The 23,916-nt window shown below is 42.2% G+C and carries 20 protein-coding genes; 17 read left to right on the forward strand and 3 right to left on the reverse strand.

Annotation, left to right across the window (positions count from 1 at the left end; translation table 11 throughout):
- Positions 1-87 precede the first annotated feature (87 nt).
- A complete protein-coding gene (locus tag BLS23_RS00365; protein WP_089650535.1) occupies positions 88-1,047 on the forward strand; it encodes a DHH family phosphoesterase in 960 nt (319 codons plus the stop codon).
- Between the two features lie 14 nt (positions 1,048-1,061).
- Here BLS23_RS00365 and ytrI read toward each other — a convergent pair whose 3' ends face one another.
- Entirely contained in the window at positions 1,062-1,559 is a 498-nt protein-coding gene (ytrI, locus tag BLS23_RS00370; RefSeq protein WP_089650536.1) for a sporulation membrane protein YtrI, read from the reverse strand.
- A complete protein-coding gene (gene ytrH, locus BLS23_RS00375; RefSeq protein WP_089650537.1) occupies positions 1,559-1,891 on the reverse strand; it encodes a sporulation membrane protein YtrH in 333 nt (110 codons plus the stop codon). The genes ytrI and ytrH overlap by 1 nt, the downstream gene beginning before the upstream one ends.
- Before the next feature lie 130 nt (positions 1,892-2,021).
- On the opposite strand from ytrH, the gene dnaE reads away from it, so the two are divergent.
- From dnaE to BLS23_RS00415, 8 genes are all read left to right on the forward strand, one after another.
- Positions 2,022-5,375 carry a DNA polymerase III subunit alpha gene (gene dnaE / locus BLS23_RS00380; RefSeq protein ID WP_089650538.1) on the forward strand — a complete coding sequence of 1,118 codons (3,354 nt, stop codon included), beginning with the start codon at positions 2,022-2,024 and terminating at the stop codon, positions 5,373-5,375.
- Positions 5,376-5,495: 120 nt separating this feature from the next.
- Positions 5,496-6,734, forward strand: coding sequence for an NADP-dependent malic enzyme (gene ystJ / locus BLS23_RS00385; RefSeq protein ID WP_089650539.1), 1,239 nt, complete (start codon positions 5,496-5,498; stop codon positions 6,732-6,734).
- A gap of 80 nt (positions 6,735-6,814) precedes the next feature.
- Positions 6,815-7,411 (forward strand): FadR/GntR family transcriptional regulator, encoded by a 597-nt coding sequence (locus tag BLS23_RS00390; protein ID WP_089650540.1) that lies wholly within the window; start codon positions 6,815-6,817, stop codon positions 7,409-7,411.
- Between the two features lie 102 nt (positions 7,412-7,513).
- Positions 7,514-8,374 carry an acetyl-CoA carboxylase, carboxyltransferase subunit beta gene (accD, locus tag BLS23_RS00395; RefSeq protein WP_089650541.1) on the forward strand — a complete coding sequence of 287 codons (861 nt, stop codon included), beginning with the start codon at positions 7,514-7,516 and terminating at the stop codon, positions 8,372-8,374.
- Positions 8,371-9,333, forward strand: coding sequence for an acetyl-CoA carboxylase carboxyltransferase subunit alpha (locus BLS23_RS00400; RefSeq protein ID WP_089650542.1), 963 nt, complete (start codon positions 8,371-8,373; stop codon positions 9,331-9,333). Before accD ends, BLS23_RS00400 begins: the two co-directional genes overlap by 4 nt.
- Positions 9,334-9,552: 219 nt before the next feature.
- Positions 9,553-10,512, forward strand: a complete 960-nt coding sequence (pfkA, locus tag BLS23_RS00405; protein ID WP_089650543.1) for a 6-phosphofructokinase — start codon at positions 9,553-9,555, stop codon at positions 10,510-10,512.
- A gap of 28 nt (positions 10,513-10,540) precedes the next feature.
- Positions 10,541-12,304, forward strand: coding sequence for a pyruvate kinase (gene pyk / locus BLS23_RS00410; RefSeq protein ID WP_089650544.1), 1,764 nt, complete (start codon positions 10,541-10,543; stop codon positions 12,302-12,304).
- A 109-nt stretch (positions 12,305-12,413) separates the two neighbouring features.
- The gene (locus tag BLS23_RS00415; protein ID WP_089650545.1) at positions 12,414-12,806 is read left to right on the forward strand and encodes an FxsA family protein; all 393 of its coding nucleotides are present in this window, start codon (positions 12,414-12,416) and stop codon (positions 12,804-12,806) included.
- Between the two features lie 680 nt (positions 12,807-13,486).
- Here BLS23_RS00415 and ytvI read toward each other — a convergent pair.
- Positions 13,487-14,608, reverse strand: a complete 1,122-nt coding sequence (gene ytvI / locus BLS23_RS00420) for a sporulation integral membrane protein YtvI (protein ID WP_143015200.1) — start codon at positions 14,606-14,608, stop codon at positions 13,487-13,489.
- Positions 14,609-14,865: 257 nt separating this feature from the next.
- Between ytvI and citZ the strand changes: the two genes are divergently transcribed.
- From citZ to hflC, 8 genes are all read left to right on the forward strand, one after another.
- A complete protein-coding gene (citZ, locus tag BLS23_RS00425; RefSeq protein WP_089650547.1) occupies positions 14,866-15,984 on the forward strand; it encodes a citrate synthase in 1,119 nt (372 codons plus the stop codon).
- Positions 15,985-16,094: 110 nt separating this feature from the next.
- Positions 16,095-17,369, forward strand: a complete 1,275-nt coding sequence (gene icd / locus BLS23_RS00430; protein ID WP_089650548.1) for an NADP-dependent isocitrate dehydrogenase — start codon at positions 16,095-16,097, stop codon at positions 17,367-17,369.
- Positions 17,370-17,392: 23 nt separating this feature from the next.
- Positions 17,393-18,331, forward strand: coding sequence for a malate dehydrogenase (gene mdh, locus BLS23_RS00435; protein ID WP_089650784.1), 939 nt, complete (start codon positions 17,393-17,395; stop codon positions 18,329-18,331).
- A 75-nt stretch (positions 18,332-18,406) separates the two neighbouring features.
- Positions 18,407-18,883 (forward strand): MaoC/PaaZ C-terminal domain-containing protein, encoded by a 477-nt coding sequence (locus BLS23_RS00440; protein ID WP_089650549.1) that lies wholly within the window; start codon positions 18,407-18,409, stop codon positions 18,881-18,883.
- 255 nt (positions 18,884-19,138) lie between these two features.
- Positions 19,139-19,834 (forward strand): response regulator transcription factor, encoded by a 696-nt coding sequence (locus BLS23_RS00445; RefSeq protein WP_089650550.1) that lies wholly within the window; start codon positions 19,139-19,141, stop codon positions 19,832-19,834.
- Entirely contained in the window at positions 19,835-21,589 is a 1,755-nt protein-coding gene (gene pnpS / locus BLS23_RS00450) for a two-component system histidine kinase PnpS (protein ID WP_089650551.1), read from the forward strand.
- 307 nt (positions 21,590-21,896) lie between these two features.
- Positions 21,897-22,856, forward strand: coding sequence for an FtsH protease activity modulator HflK (gene hflK / locus BLS23_RS00455; protein ID WP_089650552.1), 960 nt, complete (start codon positions 21,897-21,899; stop codon positions 22,854-22,856).
- The gene (gene hflC / locus BLS23_RS00460) at positions 22,853-23,779 is read left to right on the forward strand and encodes a protease modulator HflC (protein WP_089650553.1); all 927 of its coding nucleotides are present in this window, start codon (positions 22,853-22,855) and stop codon (positions 23,777-23,779) included. The genes hflK and hflC overlap by 4 nt, the downstream gene beginning before the upstream one ends.
- Positions 23,780-23,916 lie beyond the last annotated feature (137 nt).

Raw genomic sequence — 23,916 nt, forward strand, 5'->3', positions numbered from 1 at the left:
ATTGTAGCTTGTTTCTTCGGAAAAGGCTACCTGTACGGAGAATTCTATAATTAAATGACACGGAAAGCAAAAGAGGAGGACTTTTTTATGAGTAAGCAAGCCATTATGAAAGCTATCAAGGATCACGAAGTTATCATCATCCATCGTCATGTCCGTCCAGACCCGGATGCCTATGGATCGCAGGCTGGTTTAGCTACATTGATTCAAGCCACTTTTCCACAAAAACAAGTATGGATCACCGGCACAGCGGAACCCTCTCTGGAGTTCCTTACTATGATGGATGAGGTGCCTGATGAAGTTTTTAAAGGAGCTCTTACAATCGTGTGTGATACTGCAAACCAGGCTCGTATCGATGATCAGCGTTATGATCAGGGAGACCTTTTAATAAAAATCGATCATCACCCAGAAGTAGATGCTTATGGAGATATCCAATGGGTGGATACAACAGCAAGCTCCACTTCAGAAATGATCTATCAATTGTACTCTGAGTTTGCAGAGGAAGGATTGGTCCTTACTGATGAGGCAGCTCGACTTCTATATGCAGGGATTGTCGGGGATACAGGGAGGTTCCTTTTTCCGAGTACGACGAAACAGACGCTGTCTTACGCAGCTAACCTTGTGAATTTTGAGTTCGATCGACCAGCGTTATATAACGAAATGTATAAGACTCCTGTTCATGTCGCCAAGCTGAAAGGATATGTTTTACAAAATTTCACCGTTAATGAAGCTGGGTATTCAACCATCCGTCTCGATCGTAAAACGTTGGATGAGTTTAACGTTTCTCCTTCGGAAACGAGTCAGCTCGTAGGTTTGCTAGGAGACGTAGAAGGAATGCTTGCGTGGGCATTTTTCGTGGAAGAAGAAGATACCATCCGTGTTCGTTTACGCTCAAAAGGGCCGGTGATAAATGGGATCGCAGCCAACCATAATGGAGGAGGGCACCCGATGGCCTCAGGCGCTTCTGCTTCTTCATGGGATGAAACCGATGAAATTGCAAAAGAACTTGAAGCGGTATGTCTGAAGTATAAGAATGAGCAGGCGGAATAAGCCTGCTCAGATTCCTATCGTTTTAATTTAATTTCGAGATGCAAATTCATGGTTTCAGAGACAATTAATCTCGTCACTTTCAACTCATAAGTGAAATCATCGACGACATAGTTTTTATTTTCAATCGTCGAGATGATGAGATCCACTTGATCAGCAACGATGGAGACATCCTTACCGGATACCGTCACCAGTTGATCTTTGACCAAAGCATCAAGCTGGTGCTGGGTCAACAGGTCGATCTCAAGTTTTTTTGCATTTGTAAACACCACGCTTATTTCTTTGACACTCATGGGCGTGCCTTCTGATCCTTGATCCTGATTGTTTAGGAGTGTTTCATATTTAGCTTCCCATTCACTTAGTCGGGCTGTCATTTCTATATGTTCTTCTGTGTATTTTTGCTGCAGTTGGCCATGAACGTAAATGAAAAAGGCATAACCAATAATCGCTCCTAAAACAAGACCCGCAAAAAAACGTCTCCATTCCTTGTTTTTATGGTAGGCTGGAAAGTGCATTACGTCACCTCATCACCCAGTAACCATTCAAAAAGAAGCAGTGCTGTTTTCACTCCACCCATGGCGGCGATAATGATCATCACTTGCTTGAAGATATCAAACGTGGAACCATCAAAGATTCCTTTTTCGAAATTGCTTATGGCATCAAATGTTCCGCCGATGGCTGCTACAATGGCCCAAATCCTCAAGCCTTTTGCTATCCGAAACATGGATGTCAAAGCGGCTTCCCCTGTTAATAAACTTCCTATACTTCCGATAATGGTTCCACCAACGATGACTCCGAACGCGATAAAGAAGCATTGAATCATGGATATGACTAAACGATCTTCCATCTTGTCCCTCTTTTCGCTGTCTGAAAATAGTCTCTTACCTAACCATTATTCTTTAAATCCTCTCTTTATGCAGAAGGCTTTCATCCAATCCCCAGAGTAGCTATAATTTACATGAAAGAAGGTGTTCGAAATGACGTTTACCCATTTGAATGTGCAATCAGGTTATAGCTTGATGAACAGTACGATTAAAATCAAGGACCTTGTACGAACAGCCAAAGAATCTGGATTTGGTGCTGTTGCCCTTACTGATCAGGATACGATGAGCGGAGCGGTCTCTTTTTATGAGGAATGTAGGAACGAAGGAATAAAGCCAATCATTGGTCTGAAGACCACTGTCATTGATCAAACACTCTCCTTTCCGATGATTTTGTTGGCGGAAACAACCGGGGGTTACCACAACCTGCTTGAAATAAGTACAATCGTTCAAACAGAAAAGGAAAACATAACACTTGAGCAATTGGCTATGTACAAAGAAGGTTTGATTTTTATCCAAATGACTTCAAGTTCTCCGTGGGCCGAGTCGATCGCTAATCGTATGACTGACAAAATAGAGACATCTAGAGAGCGCTGGGTGAATCTATTAGGAATGAATCGTTTATACCTGAGTATCCAGGATCGCGACCTCCATTCGGAACGCCAATTACATACACCTTTAAGAGAATGGGTGAGTAGGAACGGACTGAAGGTTGTGGCCATTGGAGATGTCCGTTATTTGGATCGAGGCGAGGCGGATGCTTTCCAATGTTTACGCGCGATTGATGAAGGGGGACGTTACAGCCCTGAAAACAATGATCATCATTACTATCTTAAGTCTCAAGAAGAAATGGAGCGTTTTTTTGGAGAATGGTGGCCGGAATCACTTGTAGCAACAGAGGAAATTGTGAATGCCTGCCAGGTAGATTTGGAATTGGACAGACAATTGCTCCCTACTTATCCTTCCCCAGAAAATAAAAGCTCGGATGACTACTTACGACAGCTTTGTGAATCATCATTGCCTGACAAATACGACACAAAGAGTCGTCAACAAGCTGTGGAGAGACTAAATCATGAATTATCTATCATCGCATCTATGGGTTTCAGCGATTATTTCTTAATTGTTTGGGATTTTATCAGTTATGCGAGGGAAAACGGCATCCACGCCGGGCCAGGGCGTGGGTCTGCCGCCGGATCCATCGTCTCATATTTGCTGGGAATCACTCAGGTCGATCCGTTGGAGTATCATTTGTTATTCGAACGATTTCTCAATCCCGAAAGAATTACAATGCCGGATATAGATATTGACTTTCCGGACCATCGTAGGGACGAAGTGATTTCCTATGTAGCTGAGAAATATGGAAGTAAACATGTGGCTCAGATTTGTACATTTGGTACGTTTGCTGCCAGGAGTGTCTTGAGAGAGTTGTTCAAGGTGTTGAAAATAGATGAAAGTGATGCTTCCTTTATTCTTCATCAGATTCCTAAAACATCCGCTTCATCACTCGTGGATGTTGTGAAAAAATCGGAGGAGCTGAAAGAGTACATCAGAAATTCCGATCGTTTAAAGCTGTTGTTCCGAGTAGCAACGAAGCTAGAAGGGCTTCCGCGACATGTATCGACCCATGCGGCAGGAGTCGTATTAAGTGAAGAACCACTTGTGAGGTATACGGCGCTTTTGAAAAGCCAAGGCCCTGTTTCATTAACCCAATATGCCATGGGAGACCTTGAAAAAGTGGGACTTCTTAAAATTGATCTTCTCGGCCTTCGGAATCTCTCTTTCCTTGAAAGAATGGAACGGAAAGTGAAACGATATCGTCAAAAGGACTTTTCAATCGGTCATATTCCGCTAAATGACGATCGAACATTTGATCTTTTGAAAGAAGGAAGAACAAATGGGGTCTTCCAACTGGAGTCTCAAGGAATGAAAAATGTGCTGCATCGTTTAAAGCCGAGTCATTTTGAAGATGTTGTAGCTGTTAACGCTCTTTACAGACCAGGACCGATGGAATACATCCCGTTGTACATTGATAGGAAGCACGGAAGGAAAAATATTGAATATCCGCATCCAGACTTGAAGCCAATTCTTGCCCACACGTTCGGGGTATTGGTTTACCAAGAGCAAATCATGGAAGTCGCTCGTCATGTGGCGGGCTATTCATTAGGAGAAGCCGATCTATTAAGGCGAGCGGTGAGTAAAAAGCAAGCAAACGTTTTAGAAGAGGAACGGATGAGGTTCGTCCAAGGGTGTAAGGCGAAAGGCTATGATGAAACGATTGCTCACCAGTTGTTCGATTGGATTGTTAAATTCTCCAATTATGGATTTAACAGAAGCCATGCGGTCGCCTATAGCTTGATTTCATACAGATTAGCGTACATGAAAGCTCATTATCCTTCTTACTTTATGGCAGAGTTGATGAATGCTCATCTTGGAGATCATGAAAAGATGACGATGTATATTCGTGAAGCCAGAGATATGAACGTAAAAGTTAAAGCTCCATCTGTGAATAGAAGCCAAGCACTGAACCATGATGACTCAGGGGAAATCAGGATTGGAATGACGGCTGTCAAAGGGGTCGGCTACCAGGCCGCCCAAGCGATCATGGAAGAGAGAATGAAAGGACCTTTTCGGAATCTCAACGATTTTTGTTTACGTGTTGACGGGAAGGTTGTTACAAGAAAAGTTATAGAATCCCTGGTTCTTGCGGGCGCATTCGACGATCTGCACCAGAATAGAGCGAGTGTTCTTGCGAGTATCGATCAAGCTTTAGAGCAGGGGGAACTTTTTAAGGAGTTCCAAGACCAACCGGGATTCTTCGGCAATGAGTTAGATATGGAAATGGTGGAAGTGGATCCATTCCCCCCTTTGAAGCGTTTGTCGATGGAAAAAGAGGTGTTGGGCACTTACATGTCTCAACATCCATTGGGCCACCAACGGAAAGACCTCGAGGTGAAGGGGATACTTCCAATTCGAGAGGCTCACCGTTCTACTAAGAAACAAGTGGAGGTTGCCGTGGTTATTGATGGTCTCCGTGAAATACGTACGAAACGAGGCGATCCTATGGCGTTTTTGACCATTAGTGATGAAACCGCTGAGATGGATGCCGTCCTTTTTCCGGAAACTTATCGGAATATAAAAGTTTGGCTGAAAGAACAGATGCTTGTGCACTTGAAGGGGAAAGTTGATGAAAGAAAAGGACAGAAACAATTGATCATTAACCATGCTGAGCCTTTAGGTATAGATGAATATCCAGCTGATAAAAAACAACGGCTTTTTATTAAGGTGACGGAAGAACATGAACACTATTCCATTGAAAAATTGAAAAAGCTTGCTGAATATTTCCCGGGGAATACACCAATCTTCATTTTTCGATCTGAAGATCGAGTGACTTATAAACTGGATGAAACCTATTGTCTTGAAGTGAATGATGTATCGATGGGTAAATTGAATGAATTTTTCGGAGAGTCATCCGTAGCCGTCAGACCTTTGAAAGATGGAGCAGGGCATTAAAAGCTCAGCCCGGATTTTTGTATTTCTTTACACGCTATATTCATCTGTTATAATTAAGAGGTTAATGGTGGTCAGACCACCAGGGTCGGTTCACTATAAGTTTAAAAGGAGAGTGTCGTCGTGTCGAATTTAAGAGATGAAGCTTTGCACATACACCGTGTCAATAAAGGAAAACTTGAAACCCATTCAAAAGTTCCTGTCAGGAATGCTAGAGACTTGAGCCTTGCCTATTCCCCTGGAGTGGCAGAGCCTTGTAAAGAGATTTATGACCATAAAGATACGGTGTACGATTATACAATGAAGGGTAATATGGTAGCCGTCGTCAGTGATGGATCGGCTGTTCTTGGTCTGGGGAATATTGGACCTGAGGCTGCCCTGCCAGTCATGGAAGGTAAAGCTGCTTTGTTCAAAAGTTTTGCAGGAGTAGATGCATTCCCTATTTGTTTGAACACACGTGATATTGATCAGATTGTGCAGACTGTAAAGTTAATGGAACCTACTTTCGGCGGTGTGAACCTGGAAGACATCGCCGCACCCAACTGCTTCATCATCGAAGATCGACTGAAGAAAGAGACGAATATACCAATCTTCCATGACGACCAACATGGTACGGCAATCGTTACAGTAGCAGGATTAATGAATGCATTAAAAATAACTGGGAAAACCTTCTCAGAAATCAAAGTGGTAGCTAATGGGGCTGGTGCTGCTGGAATTGCGATTATTAAATTGCTCTATCATTTCGGTGTGCGTGACATCATCATGTGTGATTCCAAAGGAGCTATTTTTGAAGGCCGCGATTACGGAATGAACGATGTGAAAGATGAAATTGCTAAAATTACGAATAAAGACCGTACAGAAGGGAATCTTGAAGAGGTCATGGAAGGTGCGGATGTGTTTATTGGTGTATCCGTTGGTGGATTGCTTTCCAAAGAGACCGTATCAAAAATGAATGATGATTCTATCATCTTTGCCATGGCAAACCCTGAACCGGAAATTATGCCTGAAGATGCAAAGGAAGCTGGAGCGCGTGTCATCGGAACTGGTCGTTCAGACTTCCCTAACCAGGTAAATAATGTGCTGGCATTTCCGGGAATCTTCCGCGGTGCGTTGGACGTAAGAGCGACTAGAATTAATGAAAAAATGAAAATTGCAGCAGCTGAAGCCATCGCCTCCTTAGTAAGTGAGGATGAGTTGAGTGAAGACTACGTCATTCCTGCACCATTCGATCCGCGAGTGGCGCCAGCCGTTGCTGCAAGCGTAGCAAAAGCGGCGATGGAGTCTGGGGTTGCCCGTCATCACGTAGATCCAGAAGAAGTTGCAGAAAAAACTAGACAACTGACATTAATTGATGAAGATTGATATGAGAGGGGGAAGCTTTTCGGTTTCTCCTTCTACATAACTTGGTTGTGGTTAGAGATGAAAAGAGGTGTCCGTATAACGTGGCCCAGGAGCAGCGAGGGAAAGTTTATGAAGGGGTTCTTCAACAGTTGAAATCTTACATTGAAGAGCATCGGTTGAAGCCTGGTGATAAGCTCCCGTCAGAACGAGAGTTAAGTGAACAATTGAATGTAGGTAGGTCCTCAATCCGGGAAGCCTTCCGGGCGATGGAGCTTTTGGGATTAATTGAAACAAGAAGAGGTGAGGGCACCTATATGAGAGCCTATCGCCCTTACCATATGGTCGAGCTGCTATCCAACTTCTTACTTAATGAATCGAGGACCAAGAGTGAATTGATGACCGCTAAACAAATGATTGAAAAAGAAGTACTGCTTTTGTTGAACGGGAATTTAGACAGCCGGAATAGGAGCGACATAAGAGCGATCATTTCTGACCATTCATACGCTCAAAGGCATCAAAAGGTATTTGAATATTTATTCAGCCTTTGTGATCAACCTCTCCTTCTGTCGATGTGGCAATTCATCTCAGGATTTACCCACACCGTCCATGATGTAAGCTATTCTGATGATTGGTATGAAGAATTGGTTACCGTCATGGAGGAAGAAGATACAATGAAAATTATACGTCTATTTCAATGATCGTATCGTGTCGAATCTATTTCGACAGAATGAGTCATATTACGAAATGAAATTTATGTATATTGATAAGAAAGGAAGCTTTGTCCCAAAGGAGGAATCACCTTGCTAAGAGACTTTTTCAGCAAGAAAAAAAGATACGCATCCATTCCCAGCCAAGAAGCAAAGCAGGATGTACCTGAAGGTTTGATGCAGAAATGCCCAAACTGCCAAAAGATCTTTTATAGAAAAGAATTGAATCGAAATATAAATGTTTGCCCTCATTGTGATCATCATCATCGTCTCAGTGCCTACGAACGCATCCAACATTTATTTGATGAGGAATCCTTTGTAGAGTGGGACAAGCACATGATTTCAAATAACCCGTTGCATTTCCCAGAATATGAAGAAAAACTGGAAAAGGACCGTCAAAAGTCTGACTTGAATGAAGCGGTTGTCACCGGAAAGGCGAAAATGAATGACATGGAAACAGCTGTGGCTGTTATGGATGCCCGTTTCCGAATGGGGAGCATGGGGTCAGTGGTAGGTGAAAAAATCACGAATGCCATCGAGAATGCCAGAAAAGAGAAGCTTCCGTTCATCATTTTCACAGCTTCCGGTGGTGCGAGAATGCAGGAGGGTGTTCTTAGCCTGATGCAAATGGGGAAAACCTCTGTCGCTCTCCAGCGCCTTCATTCAGATGGTGGTCTTTTCATTTCAGTCATGACCCATCCGACAACAGGGGGCGTTTCAGCGAGCTTTGCCTCCCTTGGAGATTATAATTTTGCAGAGCCTGGTGCTTTGATTGGATTTGCTGGTCGGAGAATTATTGAACAAACGATTCGTGAAAAGCTTCCAGAGGATTTCCAGACCGCTGAATTTCTTCTGGAGCACGGTCAACTGGACAAAGTCGTTCACCGGCATGACATGAAAAAGACGCTAACGACAGTTCTTGATCTTCATAATGTGGGAGGTGACCAATCGTGAAGCACGTACTCGAATTCGAGAAACCTGTCATTGAGTTAAGAGAAAAGATCTCTGATTTAAAACGATTGACTGAGAATAGTGAAATGGATCTAAGTGATGAAATCGTTACTTTAGAGAATCGATTGGAAAGACTTGAAACAGATGTCTATGACCGAATGGCTCCATGGGATCGTGTGCAAATGGCACGCCACCCTGAAAGACCGACGACACTTGATTATATCGAATATCTTTTTACAGATTTTCTGGAGCTGCACGGAGATCGTAATTTTGGGGACGATGCCGCGATCGTCTCTGGGATTGCTAAGTTCAAAGGTCAACCCGTAACCGTGATCGGTCATCAGAGAGGAAAAGATACGAAAGAAAATATTCGTCGTAATTTCGGTATGCCGCATCCTGAAGGGTACAGAAAAGCTCTCCGCTTAATGAAGCAGGCAGATAAATTCAAAAGACCGATCATTACATTTATCGATACAAAGGGAGCCTATCCTGGAAAAGCTGCAGAGGAAAGAGGTCAAAGTGAAGCGATTGCCAGAAACTTGATGGAAATGGCAGGCCTCACAGTTCCTGTTATTTGTATAGTGATCGGGGAAGGCGGTAGTGGTGGTGCACTCGGTCTCGGCATTGGAGATCGTATTTTCATGCTTGAGAATTCCACTTATTCCGTGATTTCTCCTGAAGGTGCCTCCTCTATTTTATGGAAGGATGCAGGCCTTGCTCAAGAAGCAGCAGAATCCATGAAAATCACTTCCTATGACTTGAAAAAATTGAATGTGATTGATGCTGTGATTCCAGAGGTAAGAGGGGGAGCGCACAGGGATATCGAGGCCCAGGCTCAAGAAATTGAGAAAATCATATCCGAATCTCTGGCAACGTTGAGCGCTCTTGAGGTTGAGGAACTATTAGAAAAACGGTTCTTAAAGTACAAAAATATTGGCGATTACACGTATCTTGATTTATAATAGGATGGTTGAAATTAATAAGTCCGTAAAGAAAGGTCGCACTTGGGTGCGGCTTTTCGCATCTTAACAGGATGGTAACGCTATCATTGATGAATGGAATGTTGAAGTTTTATTAATTGTATAGACTAGAGGATAGGCTATCCTTATAAAAATAGATGGAGGTTTCGATTCATCTTTGGTTGGGGACAACATAAATAGAAAACTTTTGAGGTGATGAGAATGAAGAAAATCGGAGTACTTACTAGTGGGGGCGACGCTCCAGGAATGAATGCAGCAATTCGTTCAGTCGTTCGTAAAGCAATCTATCATGGTTTAGAAGTCTATGGGATCAAGTACGGTTACCAAGGATTAATTGATGGTGACATCGAGAAGATGGAGCTTGGTTCTGTTGGGGACATTATTCAGCGAGGAGGTACAAAGCTTTATTCTGCTCGTTGTGAAGAATTCAAAACAGAAGAAGGTCAGCTTAAAGGGATCGAACAAATGAAAAAACATGGCATCGAGGGCTTGATAGCCATCGGCGGTGATGGTACCTTTATGGGGGCAAAAAAAATCACGGAAAAAGGATATCCATGTATTGGTGTACCGGGAACGATTGATAATGATATTCCTGGAACTGATTTCACCATCGGTTTTGACACAGCCCTGAATACTATCATTGATGCTATTGATAAAATCCGTGATACGGCTACATCCCATGAACGTACGTTCATTATCGAAGTTATGGGGCGTGACGCCGGGGATCTTGCACTTTGGGCAGGACTTGCGGACGGAGCTGAAAGTATCATCATTCCAGAAGCTGATGATGATTTTGAAGATATCATCGATCGTTTGAAGCGCGGCCATGATCGTGGCAAGAAGCACAGCATTATCATTGTAGCTGAAGGTGTCGGAAGTGCTGTGGATCTTGGTAACAAAATTGACGAGGCTGCTGGTTTAGAGTCACGTGTAACCGTTCTTGGTCATACGCAGCGCGGTGGTTCTCCAAGTGCTGCTGACCGTGTACTGGCAAGTCGTCTAGGCGCTTATGCAGTGGACTTATTGTTGAACGGTCATGCTGGTCGTATGGTAGGTATACAGCAGAATAAATTGGTGGACCATGATATTGTAGAAATTTTGAACACCAAGCACAAGATCGACTTTGATATGTATCGTCTTTCCAAAGAACTATCTATATAATGCAAGAGGCACTTGAGGAGGAAATAAAATGTTTAGAAAAACAAAAATCGTTAGTACAATCGGACCTGCTTCTGAGTCTGTAGAAAAATTGACCCAGCTGATTGAAGCAGGGATGAATGTCGCTCGTTTGAATTTCTCACATGGAGATTTTGAAGAGCACGGAGCTAGAATTAAAAATATCCGTGAAGCTTCTAAAGCGACAGGAAAGACTGTAGCTATTCTACTTGATACAAAAGGTCCGGAAATTCGTACAGGAACACTGAAAGATGGCGAAGCTTATTTGGAAAAAGGCTCGACGACTTATGTTTCTATGGATGAAATTGAAGGAAATGCCGAACGTTTCTCTGTCACTTATCCTGGATTGATCAATGATGTTCACCCAGGCTCTAAGATCTTGTTGGATGATGGCCTCGTTGAACTTCAAGTAGAAGAAATCGACAAAGAGAAAAATGAGATTAAGACGACTGTATTGAACAATGGCCCATTGAAAAATAAAAAAGGTGTCAACGTTCCAAATGTAAGTGTCAACTTGCCGGGAATTACGGAAAAAGATGCGAAGGATATCGAGTTCGGAATTGAGCAAGGGGTTGACTTCATCGCTGCATCTTTCGTACGTCGTGCATCAGATGTCCTGGAAATCAAAGAACTTCTCGAAAAGCATAACGCCAGTCACATTCAAATCATTCCAAAAATCGAAAACCAAGAAGGTGTCGATAATATCGATGATATCCTTGAAGTCAGTGATGGCTTGATGGTTGCCCGTGGTGACCTTGGTGTCGAAATTCCAGCTGAAGATGTACCACTAGTACAAAAGCGTTTGATTCGTAAGTGTAATGAAGCAGGTAAGCCTGTTATTACAGCTACTCAAATGCTTGACTCTATGCAACGTAACCCACGCCCAACACGTGCAGAAGCGTCTGACGTTGCGAACGCCATCTTTGATGGTACGGATGCTATCATGCTTTCCGGTGAAACAGCAGCAGGAGATTACCCTGTAGAAGCTGTTCAAACCATGCATAACATTGCAAGTAAAACAGAAACAGGCTTAAATCATATGGCCCTATTGCAAGAACGTTCTAAGCATAGCGATATGACAATCACGGATGCGATTAGTCAATCGGTTACTCATACGGCGATTAACTTGAACGCAGCAGCTATCGTTACACCTACAGAAAGTGGACATACGGCTCGCATGATTTCTAAGTATCGTCCAAAAGCCCCGATTGTAGCGATCACTTCTGATGAAGAAGTAAACCGTAAGCTATCTCTCGTTTGGGGAGTTTATGCTGTGATGGGTCCACGTGCTTACTCTACGGATGATATGCTGGACGTGGCAGTTGAGCGCAGTCTTGCCTCCGGTCTTGCCATTCGCGGTGATCGCGTAGTCATCACTGGTGGTGTACCTGTTGGTGAAAGTGGTACAACCAACTTGATGAAAGTCCACGTCATTGGAGATGTCCTCGTTAAAGGACAAGGCGTTGGCCAGAAGAGTGCATATGGACGTGCTATCGTTACTAAAAATGCACAAGAAGCCATTGACCGCGTCGAGGATGGAGACATCCTTGTCACACAAGGAACGGATCGTGACATGATGCCAGCCATTGAAAAAGCTGCCGGGATCATTACAATGGAAGGTGGACTTACATCTCACGCAGCGGTTGTGGGACTAAGCCTCGGTATTCCAGTAATTGTTGGGGTTAATGATGCTCTAGAATTGATCAAGGATGGCTCTGATATTACCATTGATAGTTCACGCGGTGATATTTACGAAGGTCACGCAAGTGTATTATAAGATTGAAACGAGATGAAACAGGCAGAGGAGTATTTACTTCTCTGTCTTTTCTTTTCAATGTATCCTCAAAAAAGGTATAATAGAGGAAATGGAAAGAAGGGAAGATTCTATGTTTCGTTGGTTATTGCTTTTTATTTTAGTGGTTCCCGCATTAGAAATTGGTGTACTCATATGGACAGGAAACTTAATCGGGCCAATATGGGTCATTCTTTTAATTATATTGACGGGCGTTTTAGGTGCATGGCTGGCGAAAAAGCAGGGATTAGAAACGATAAGAAATTTCCAACAATCCGTACATTATGGCCAAGTGCCTCAAGATACACTTTTGGATGGGGCTTGTATACTTGTCGGTGGAGCTGTATTGCTGACACCCGGCTTCATCACGGATGCAATTGGATTTTTACTGTTGTTCCCGGCAACCAGATTTCCTATCAAACGAGTTATCCGAAATGCGATTCAAAAAGCCATGCAAAAAGGAACGATTACAATATACAGAAAATAAATGCAAACTCAGAGATTCATTTCTCTGAGTTTTTTGCTTTTGCTGATACTCATTCCCTCTTTTACAAAATATCTCTTTTATGGAAGAATCAGTTTCGAGACTTTTGTGAGAGTTTAGGGGCTGCGGGAAAAGGTTCGCTTTCCATGGGGCGGGCGGTGAGCCTCCTCAGGCTACGCCTTCCGGGGTCTCACCTGTCCCACACGTTCCATAGGAGTCTCACCGTTTCCCTCCGCCCCTTTGCCATATAAGTGTCTCGAAACCACTTTCAGAATAAGCTGCTTTTATGCACAGATTTAATGGAGGATACGAACTTGCAAGCACTCTATTCTGGGTGCGGAAAGCTTGTTATGTAACGCTTTATGCATATAACACAAGGATAGTGGAAGCCCCCCCACACAGTAATGGGGTTCGTTTCTCACCTACATCGAATGGGGTGGTTGGGAAGCTGCGAGACTCCCGTGGGAGAAGGAGACAGGCGAGATCCCGCAGGGCGGTAGCCCGAGGAAGCTCGGCGCTCCCCCACAGGAAAGCGAGTGGCTTCCCAACCCCCCTGACGCTCCACACTGCAAACGAACCTCGAAAAGTCTCGGAATCGAGTCTTCCACAATCCTGCCATATTCTTTAATAACTAGTGATGAAAACCAACGTTTAAGATTCTTTTCTATAAATAGAAACTATGACTAGGTTTTTCCAATGATATATGTCCAAATTTCTTTAGTCACTCCTGTTTTAACTAACGTCTGTATCGTCATGAGTGCGATGGGACTGATCAGCATTCCTAATCCTCCAAATAGTTGAAAACCAAGAAAAAGACTGATGAGAAGGATGATAGGAGGAACACCGAAATGATCGGCCAACAACTTTGGTTCCAGCGTTTGTCTTGTAAGCATGACCACCATATAGAGGATGGATAAACAGATGGTCATCATAAATTCTCCCGTGAGAAATTGATAAATGATCCATGGGATAAAGATGATGCCTGTTCCTACATAAGGGATGAAATCGACAAGAGCAGCAAGAAATGTTATGGTCAAAGGGTGTGGAGCACCAATGATTAGTAAACCTATAGCAATGAGTGAAGTTGATATCATAACGAGCATGCACTGAGCACGGATTAATCCTTTGATTGTTTGTATAAATTCACCCCGGAAGATGTAAACACGCTCTGACAGTCCTTCGGGAAAAACTTTCATAAAAAACTTCACAATCATACCCCAGTCTTTACATATGAAAAAAGTAGCAAGCAGGGTGATGAAGATAAAGGCGAAAGAAGAAGGGAGCTCTGCAAGAAAAAGACCTGTAGCTTCAAGAGCACTGTTTAACAAAGTGAGGCTTGTCTCACTGAATTTTTCCTGGGCAACCTTAAAATATTCTTCCAATGTTTGTTGCTGATTTACACTTAATTTGTTGGTGAATGCTTCCCCCTTTGTTAATAGGGGGCTCAAGAAATCCAGCGTTCCTTGAGTTAAGTAATTGGTTAGTAGAGAAAAGTGACCAGGAACGCCAGATGCTAAATATTGAATACCCCGAATAATTTCTGCCACTAATAAAGCCAGGAGGCCTCCTGCAAGCCCGCCGAAAATGAACAGGACAAGCAGAATAGCCGCACCCCTTGGGATTCGCAGGTGATTGTTTAACAAGTGAATAAAGGGTTGGAAGAAGAAAGATAACACGATAGCAAAAATAAATGGCTGCAAGTATATCCAGGAAAAATAAGTGAAAAATATAAAGCTGATAGCAATCATAACTACGAAAATAAAACGCAGAGCAACTTGTAATATTTGGTTATCTATATCATCCACCTCCCATTTATGGAAATGAGTTTGAGCTTTGATCAGACAAAGAACCAAAAGTTATCAACAAATGTATAATCCTCATAATTATGTAGGAATATTCGATAAAATCCTGCAAAATTAAACGGTTTCAATTCACATTCTCTTCAGAATACTTTATAATTGTCTGTGGGGTAGTTTTCCTATAAAGGTTAATAAGCAAATAGTAAAGCGTTTTCTTATTGAGAGTATTAAGGAAAAAGGAATTTTTGAAAGGGAGAGATTGTATGTCATCATCAACTAAAGGTCTTGAAGGAATTACAGCAACTGAATCATCCATAAGTTCAATCATCGACGATAAACTGACATATGTCGGATATGATATCGATGACCTGGCCGAAAACTCCAGTTTTGAAGAGGTTGTCTATCTTCTCTGGAATCAAAAGCTACCAAACAAAGAAGAGTTGGATGCTTTTAAGGAAGAACTTATTTCAAATATGGACATTCCGACTGAAGTTGTCGATCATCTGAAGTCTTATGATCTATCGACAGTACACCCTATGGCTGCTTTGCGTACAGCTGTTTCCATGCTGGGACTCTATGATCCTGAGTCTGATGTCATGGAAGGGGAAGCGAACAAACGGAAAGCGCTGCGTTTACAAGCAAAAATCCCTACGGTTGTAACTGCATTTGCTCGTATCCGTAAAGGAGAAGAGCCGGTTGCACCTAAAAAAGATTTAAGTTTTGCAGGAAATTTCCTTTATATGCTCAACGGAAAAGACCCGGAAGATTTAGAAGTAGAAGCGTTTAACAAAGCACTTGTCCTTCATGCCGACCACGAGCTGAATGCGTCTACATTTACAGCCCGTGTCTGTGTAGCTACTCTCTCTGATGTGTACTCCGGAGTGACAGCTGCCATCGGAGCTTTGAAAGGCCCATTGCACGGTGGTGCGAATGAACGCGTCATGAAGATGCTGACGGAAATCGGAAGCGTAGAGAACGCGATTCCAGCCATTGAGAAAAAACTAGAAAATAAAGAGAAAATTATGGGTATGGGTCACCGTGTCTATCGTTCAGGAGATCCACGGGCAAAACATTTGAAAGAGATGTCCCGTGAACTGACAGGACTCACAGGTCACTCCAAATACTATGAAATGTCTATTAAAATTGAGGACTATATCAAAGAGAACAAGGGTCTTCCTGCGAACGTGGACTTTTATTCAGCTTCTGTTTATCATAGTCTTGGAATCGACCACGATATTTTCACACCGATCTTTGCCGTTTCCCGTGTGTCCGGCTGGTTGGCGCATATTCTCGAGCAGTACTCCAACAACCGTCTGATTCGTCCACGTGCGGAATACGTAGGACCTAAAGGCCAAAGCTATACACCAATTGAGGATCGATAAGAGTGCAGCCGGTACGCCGGCAAGCCTCCCTTTTTATTCAACTTATTTTAACGTATGATAGAAGAGGATGATCCATCCATATTTCTTACAAAATATTAGGAGGGTTTATTGTGACACAAGCACAAAAAATTACAGTAGAACAAAACGGATCACTAAATGTACCAGAGCGCCCGATCATTCCTTACATTGAAGGAGATGGAATCGGTCCTGATATTTGGGCAGCCGCAAGCCGCGTCATCGAAGCTGCTGTTGATAAAGCATACAATAGTGAGAAATCCATCGAATGGAAGGAAGTACTTGCAGGTCAGAAAGCCTATGATGAAACAGGTGAGTGGCTTCCAGAAGCAACTCTAGATACAATCAGAGATTACAAGATTGCAATCAAAGGGCCTTTGACGACTCCGATTGGTGGAGGAATCCGTTCGTTGAACGTAGCCCTTCGTCAAGAGCTAGACTTGTTTACATGCCTGCGTCCTGTACGCTACTTCGAAGGTGTACCTTCTCCAGTTAAGCGTCCAGAAGATACGGACATGGCGATCTTCCGTGAAAACACTGAAGATATTTATGCAGGTATCGAATGGCAAAAAGGAACACCAGAAGTGAAGAAAGTAATCGACTTCCTTCAAAACGAAATGGGTGTACATAACATTCGTTTCCCTGAAACTTCCGGGATCGGAATTAAGCCGGTATCCGAAGAAGGTACGAAGCGTTTGGTTCGTGCAGCAATTGATTATGCATTGAACGAAGGACGTAAAAACGTCACGCTCGTACACAAAGGGAACATTATGAAGTTCACAGAAGGCTCCTTCAAAGCTTGGGGTTATGAAGTTGCTGAAGAGGAGTATGGTGATAAAGTATTCACTTGGGCAGAATATGACCGCATTGTTGAAAAAGAAGGCAAAGAAGCTGCCAATAAAGCTCAGGATGCAGCAGAGGCTGAAGGTAAGATCATCGTAAAAGACGCCATTGCAGATATCTTCCTTCAACAGATTCTTACTCGTCCGAAAGAGTTCGATGTTGTTGCAACGATGAACTTGAACGGAGACTATATTTCTGATGCACTGGCTGCACAAGTGGGTGGAATTGGAATCGCTCCAGGCGCGAACATCAACTTTGAAACAGGACACGCGATCTTCGAAGCGACACACGGTACAGCTCCGAAGTATGCTGGTCTTGATAAAGTGAATCCATCTTCTGTCATCCTTTCTGGTGTGCTTATGCTTGAACACCTTGGTTGGAGAGAAGCGGCTGACTTAATCACGAAATCTATGGACAAAACCATCGGAAGTAAGGTTGTCACGTATGATTTCGCTCGTATGATGGAAGGCGCAACAGAAGTGAAATGCTCTGAGTTCGGTGATGAACTGATTAAGAATATGGACTAATCAATAAGGGAGAGTGGGTCATGATGGCTATTCGTAGAAACAAAGTATCAGTAATCGGTGCTGGTTTCACTGGTGCTACGACAGCGCTTATGCTCGCACAAAAAGAGCTGGGAGATGTTGTACTCGTTGATATTCCTGATATGGAAGATCCAACGAAAGGGAAAGCTCTGGACATGTTGGAAGCGAGTCCTGTACAGGGGTTTGATGCCAAGGTTACTGGAACTTCTGATTATAAGGATACGAAAGATTCAGACCTTGTCATCATCACTGCGGGTATTGCTCGTAAGCCTGGTATGAGTCGTGATGATCTAGTCAATACAAATTCAAAAATCATGAAGAGTGTGACAAAAGAAATTGTCAAAAACTCTCCGGATTGTTTTATCGTTGTATTGACAAACCCTGTTGATGCCATGACTTATTCTGTATTCCAGGAGGCTGGTTTACCTAAGAATCGTGTCATCGGACAGTCCGGCGTCCTGGATACAGCGCGCTTCCGCACGTTTGTTGCTGAAGAACTTAATGTATCCATCAAAGATGTCACAGGCTTCGTCCTTGGTGGTCACGGTGATGACATGGTGCCACTTACACGGTATTCTTTCGCTGGCGGTATTCCTTTGGAGAAATTAATTTCCAAAGAGCGTTTAGATGCAATTGTAGAGAGAACCCGTAAAGGTGGAGGAGAAATCGTCGGTCTTCTTGGTAATGGGAGTGCCTATTATGCACCTGCTGCTTCTTTAGTTCAAATGGCAGAAGCAATCCTGAAAGATCAGCGTCGTATTCTACCTTCCATTGCTTATTTAGAAGGTGAATATGGATATGATGGGATTTATCTTGGAGTTCCTACAATTCTTGGTGGAAATGGAATTGAAGAGGTCATTGAGCTTGAACTGACAGAAGAAGAAAAACAGCAGTTGGATAAATCGGCGGATTCTGTGAAAAATGTGTTGAATGTATTAAAATAAAGAAGAAGGGATTCGGGGAAAACCCTCGGATCCCTTTTTTAAACAGCAAAGAAAACGTTTACAAGAGGTGATGATATGTTAGGTAAAAAGAGAAAGCTTGGAAAGAAAATCAATGATTTAAAATCCGGCGAAAAATTCACGACTTCTTTTACAGTCGAAGACCGTGATTTACTTATGTATCTAGGCTTGACGAATGATGCAAATCCTTTGTATATCCAACATGATTATGCTTCACAAACTCCTTTTAAACGCCCGGTGGTACCGACAGTCATGGTGTTTGGTATGGTGTCTTCTATTGTTTCTATGCATTTGCCTGGTCCAGGTAGTCATATTATTCAGCAGAATCTAGAATACCCTAAACCTGTTTATCATTATGGAGACGTTCGTTTTCACGCTGAAGTAACAGCTATTCACAAAGAAGAACATCAAGTTGAACTTCAAGTGGTAGGATATGATGAAGAAGGTGACGAAGTGGTGAAAGGAACGCTTATCGTTCAACCCCCGTATGAACCTGATTCCATGAATGCGATCTCCTTGGAAAACTTTTATTAAACTAGAAAAAGTAAATTAGCTTTCACACAATTACCACAAGCCGCTTGGACTCCACAGAGACTAGCGGCTTTTTCCCCACTTTCTATATACCCCCTAAGGATAATCGTTTCATCGCATTCTATTCCTGAGTTTCTTATAAGCGGATGAAGAAGAGGTTATTGTCTATATTAAGATTAAGTAAAAATGGTAAAGATCCGTATTCAAATTGTAAACTTCATTGTATGATGAAAGTAACTTGTAGTAGAGGTGATGGCATTGGAACAAAGAATTTTAATCGTAGATGATGAAGAATCTATTGTAACTTTATTAAAATATAATATTGATCAAGCTGGATATGTGACTGATGTGGCCTATAATGGTACGGATGCTCTTGAAAAAGCATCGAAAGACAATTTTGATTTAATCGTTCTTGATGTCATGCTTCCAGGAATGGATGGTATGGAAGTATGTAAGAAATTAAGGCAAATGCAAGTGAATACCCCTGTCCTCATGTTGACAGCTAAGGACGATGAATTTGATAAGGTTCTTGGTCTTGAACTTGGTGCTGATGACTACCTGACCAAGCCATTCAGTCCTAGAGAGGTCGTAGCTCGAATCAAAGCGATCTTAAGAAGAATGGTTCGCGAAAATGTTGTAAACGATCAAAAGATCATCCAAATTGCTGATCTATCTATTTATCCTGAACAATATGAGGCTACAATTAAGGATGAACCTTTAACGTTTACACCAAAAGAATTTGAGCTGCTTTTATACCTTGCTCAAAACTTAGGACGTGTCCTTTCGAGAGACCAACTTTTAAGTGCCGTATGGAATTATGATTTTGCCGGTGACACTCGTATTGTCGATGTCCATGTGAGCCATTTACGTGAGAAAATTGAACCCGAGACGAAAAAGCCAGTGTATATAAAAACGATACGCGGGCTCGGTTATAAAATGGAGGAGCCTAAGTAAATGGCCTCCAATACTAGGCCACTGATGACCTATACGGTGTTAGTGGTCATTGTCATGCTCGGGCTCGGAATCATTCTTGCTCAACTGACCCGCGGCTATTTTATCAACATATTTGAACAGCGTGTAGAGTTAGAAAGTCAATATTTCATCACGTACTTGGATCGATTCACAGAAGATCGGGAAGTAAGTCAGGAAGAGTTATATAACTTTAGTGAACAGTTGAATACTGGCATGATTTTTATATCAGATTCCGGAGAAAGAATGATTGATACGGTTGATGCTGTACCTGTCATAAGTAAAGGCGAAAAGCAGGAAGTAATCACAAGGGTTGAGGGTGGAACTTCCCCGATGAATGAAGGGCAAATGCTAGATGAAATCTTCTATTACCCTGTGAATAATAGTGTAGATGATATAAATGGCACACTTATCCTTCTCTCACCTGTTGAAGCCTTGACCAATATCACAAAAAATATTTGGTTATTAATCGGTTTTACGTTACTTCTTGGACTTTTAGTCATTTTTGTGATCGGGTTTAACGTGTTCTCTAAATATATCCGTCCTATTCGATCAGCCGCTAATGTCGCTACAGAACTTGCGAAAGGAAATTATAAAGCAAGAACTTATGAAGGGCATTTTGGTGAAGCAGGGCAATTAAGCCAGTCGATTAATATTCTGGCTAGGAATCTGCAGGAGATGACGAGTACAAAGGGCATGCAGGAGAATCAATTAGAAGCGGTCATAAATAATATGGGGAATGGGTTAGTACTGATTGATGAAAAAGGGTATATTCTTCTTTTGAATCGTGCGTTCTTAGAAACGTTTAAGGGAGAGCAAAACGATTTTATCGGTCATTTATATCACGATGCGATCCCTTATACTACCATTCACGAAACCGTACAGAAGATTTATATGTTTGAAGAAACGGTGAGCGAAACGTTTGTGCTGCCTGTTAATATTGACCGGAAACACTTGGAAGTGACCGGTGCTCCCATTTTCAGTGAAGACCGGAAATGGAGAGGTGTCGTTTTGGTTTTCCATGATATATCAGAACTGAAGCAATTGGAGCAAATGAGAAAAGACTTTGTAGCTAACGTATCCCATGAATTGAAAACTCCTATTACTTCCATTCGCGGCTTTTCAGAAACATTGCTTGACGGGGCTATGAAAGATGAAAAGATGCTCGAACAGTTTTTACAAATTATCTTGAAAGAAAGTGGCCGGTTGCAATCCTTGATTCAAGATCTTTTGGAATTGTCCAAACTTGAAAGGGATGACTTCCTTTTAAATGTTGAACAGGTCGAAGTCCAACGGTTATTGAATGACTTACTGCCAATCGTGGTACAACATGCCGAACAAAAACAAGTGAAGCTCCATGCTTCTATAAAAGGTAATACATTGATCCAGGGGGATTCCAGCCGCTTGAAGCAAGTGTTTATGAACTTGCTTACAAATGCCATTAATTACTCCGGTGATGAAGGGGAAGTTACATTAGAATTTCAGGAATCGGAAAATTATGTAACGATTAAAATTACCGATAATGGCGTGGGGATACCCGAGGAAGAAATATCACGGATCTTTGAAAGGTTCTATCGTGTGGATAAAGCGAGAAGTAGGAATTCAGGAGGCACAGGTCTCGGTCTTGCTATTGTAAAACATATTGTAGAAGCTCATGAAGGGACCATTCGCGTGGAAAGTGAAGTGGATGTCGGCACGGCGTTTTATGTTGAGATTCCAAAGAAGTTTACGGAAAATTAATATTTTATTAAATTAAGGTTAACAATACTTCGATAGAATACCTTTGAAACCCTTTCATCCAAGGTGTTTTCTCTTTTTGGCAGAAGCTTCCCTCGCTTCTGCCTTTTTTCATTTTGATTTAGTTATAATCTTGTAAAAATACACCTCCATTCCCCTTCCCAACTACCATATCACCATGCAAAAGTCTCGGAACTGAGCCTCCGCAATCGAGAGTTTCAATCGAGAACAGAAACGGATTTACTTTTTGAAACCTTTTTGTTACACAATCGTAATTATAGTATCCATAAAAGATAAAGGGGAAGTCGATATGAGTCTTAAACAATTTTACAAATGGACAGGCCTTGTCGCAGTGGGTGTGTTGTTGATCATTGCCCTTCTTACGACATGGTATACCGTGGATGAATCGGAACAGGCCGTGGTGCTTACGTTCGGGAAAGCTGAAGACGGCATAACAGAACCAGGGTTGCATTTCAAAATGCCATGGCCGATTCAAGAAGTAGAGAAAATGTCGAAAGAAACGTTCAGCTTGGATTTCGGTTTCGATGACAGCGGAGAAGAAACGGATAAAGTAACGATGATTACAGGGGACGATATGATTTTACAGGCAGATCTCGTCGTCCAATGGAAGATTACGGATCCAGCTGCTTACTTGTTTGCCTCGGAGAAACCTGAACAGGTTTTATTTAATGCTACATCTTCTTCACTTAGAGGTGTCATTGGAAGTAGTGAAATTGATGAAGCTCTAACATCTGGTAAAGCTGAAATTGAAAATGAAGTGAGAGAAGGGTTAGTCAGTTTAATTGATAGCTATGAAATTGGTGTATCTATTATAGATGTTCGTCTGCAGGAGGTCGATCTTCCCAATAAGGAAGTACGCTCTGCGTTTACAAAGGTGACAGATGCTAGGGAACAGAAACAAAGTAAAGTGAACGAAGCGGAAAAGTATGCTAACCAGAAACGGGAAGAAGCGCTTGGGGAAAAGGATGCGATTATTCAACGGGCGGAAGGTTCAAAAGTAGAGAGAATTCAACAGGCGACCGGTGGTGTTTCCAGTTTCAATGCCTTACTTGAGGAATATCAGGGCAATAAAACAATAACGCGTGAGCGTCTTGTGATGGAGACGCTGGAAGAAGTGCTGCCAGAAGCCAATGTGTACATCATGAATGATGATGGAAACACAATGAAGTATCTGCCATTGAATCAAGGGACGGTTCAAAATGTGGTACCTCCTAGTTCGACGGAGGATGAGGAGAGTGAAGAATCATGAGTGAAGAAATTTTCAATGAAAATGAAAAACAAAAAAAGGACCTCAAAAAGTACGTGAAAGCCGGGGTCACATTACTTGTTATTATAGGAATCCTTCTTATAGGTATAAATTCAATCGTGATTGCTAAAGAGGGGGAGTATAAGGTAGTCCGTCAATTTGGGGATGTTGTTAAAATTCACGAAGAACCGGGTCTTAAGTTCAAGATCCCATTAGTACAAGAAGTTTCCACCCTATCTAAAAAGAAAATGGTCTACGATGTAGATGAAAAAGAGATCACCACATTGGATAAAAAACGGATGATTATCGATAATTATGCGATATGGAGCATCACTGACCCAGAAAATATGATTGCTAACGCCCGTACCGAAATGAATGCTGAAGCGAGAATGGGAGAGTTTATATTCTCTATTGTCCGATCTGAATTAGGAAAGATGAATTTCTCTGAGATTATTAATGAAGAAGAGAGTTCCAGAGGAGTATTGAATGAAGAAATTACGGCCAAAGTGAACGAATACTTACAAAGAGATAATTACGGTATTGTTGTAGATGACGTGCGAATTAAGCGTTCTGACCTGCCGGAAGCGAATGAAGAAGCAGTTTTTAATCAAATGATTACAGACCGTGAGAAAATTGCTCAACAGTATTTGTCAGAAGGGGAAGCGGATAAGAGTAGAATTCGTGCAGAAGTGGATCGAGAAGTTCAAGAAATGCTGTCCACAGCTCGAGCAAATGCTGAAAAAATCCGGGCAGAGGGCGAACAGGAAGCCGCCCAGATTTACAACAATGCCTTTTCTCAAGATCCAGAGTTCTACCAACTCTATCGTACATTAGAATCTTATAAAAAGACGATCGATGGTGAGACGACGATTATTCTCCCTCAGGATTCTCCTTATGCCGAATTGCTTTTAGGTTATTTTGAATAACAGATTAGGCACGCCTTTTTCCTCTCTACTGTAAACATGGTAGAATGAAGAAAAAGGCGTTTTTTATCGAGCAATGGAACCTCAAGCATACATTGATTCATTAAACGAACGAAGACTAAGGAAAAGAAATAGACGAA

It is taken from the genome of Halobacillus aidingensis (assembly GCF_900104185.1).
GTDB classification, from domain to species: Bacteria; Bacillota; Bacilli; order Bacillales; family Halobacillaceae; genus Halobacillus; species Halobacillus aidingensis.

Excerpts from the sequence above, each read along its gene's own strand:
- ytrH (WP_089650537.1), bottom strand. The coding sequence starts at position 1,891 with ATGGAAGATCGTTTAGTCATATCCATGATTCAATGCTTCTTTATCGCG.
- mdh (WP_089650784.1), top strand. The coding sequence starts at position 17,393 with ATGGCTATTCGTAGAAACAAAGTATCAGTAATCGGTGCTGGTTTCACT.
- pfkA (WP_089650543.1), top strand. The coding sequence starts at position 9,553 with ATGAAGAAAATCGGAGTACTTACTAGTGGGGGCGACGCTCCAGGAATG.
- ytrI (WP_089650536.1), bottom strand. The coding sequence starts at position 1,559 with ATGCACTTTCCAGCCTACCATAAAAACAAGGAATGGAGACGTTTTTTT.
- BLS23_RS00415 (WP_089650545.1), top strand. The coding sequence starts at position 12,414 with ATGTTTCGTTGGTTATTGCTTTTTATTTTAGTGGTTCCCGCATTAGAA.
- pyk (WP_089650544.1), top strand. The coding sequence starts at position 10,541 with ATGTTTAGAAAAACAAAAATCGTTAGTACAATCGGACCTGCTTCTGAG.
- BLS23_RS00365 (WP_089650535.1), top strand. The coding sequence starts at position 88 with ATGAGTAAGCAAGCCATTATGAAAGCTATCAAGGATCACGAAGTTATC.
- dnaE (WP_089650538.1), top strand. The coding sequence starts at position 2,022 with ATGACGTTTACCCATTTGAATGTGCAATCAGGTTATAGCTTGATGAAC.
- pnpS (WP_089650551.1), top strand. The coding sequence starts at position 19,835 with ATGGCCTCCAATACTAGGCCACTGATGACCTATACGGTGTTAGTGGTC.
- BLS23_RS00440 (WP_089650549.1), top strand. The coding sequence starts at position 18,407 with ATGTTAGGTAAAAAGAGAAAGCTTGGAAAGAAAATCAATGATTTAAAA.
- citZ (WP_089650547.1), top strand. The coding sequence starts at position 14,866 with ATGTCATCATCAACTAAAGGTCTTGAAGGAATTACAGCAACTGAATCA.
- hflC (WP_089650553.1), top strand. The coding sequence starts at position 22,853 with ATGAGTGAAGAAATTTTCAATGAAAATGAAAAACAAAAAAAGGACCTC.
- hflK (WP_089650552.1), top strand. The coding sequence starts at position 21,897 with ATGAGTCTTAAACAATTTTACAAATGGACAGGCCTTGTCGCAGTGGGT.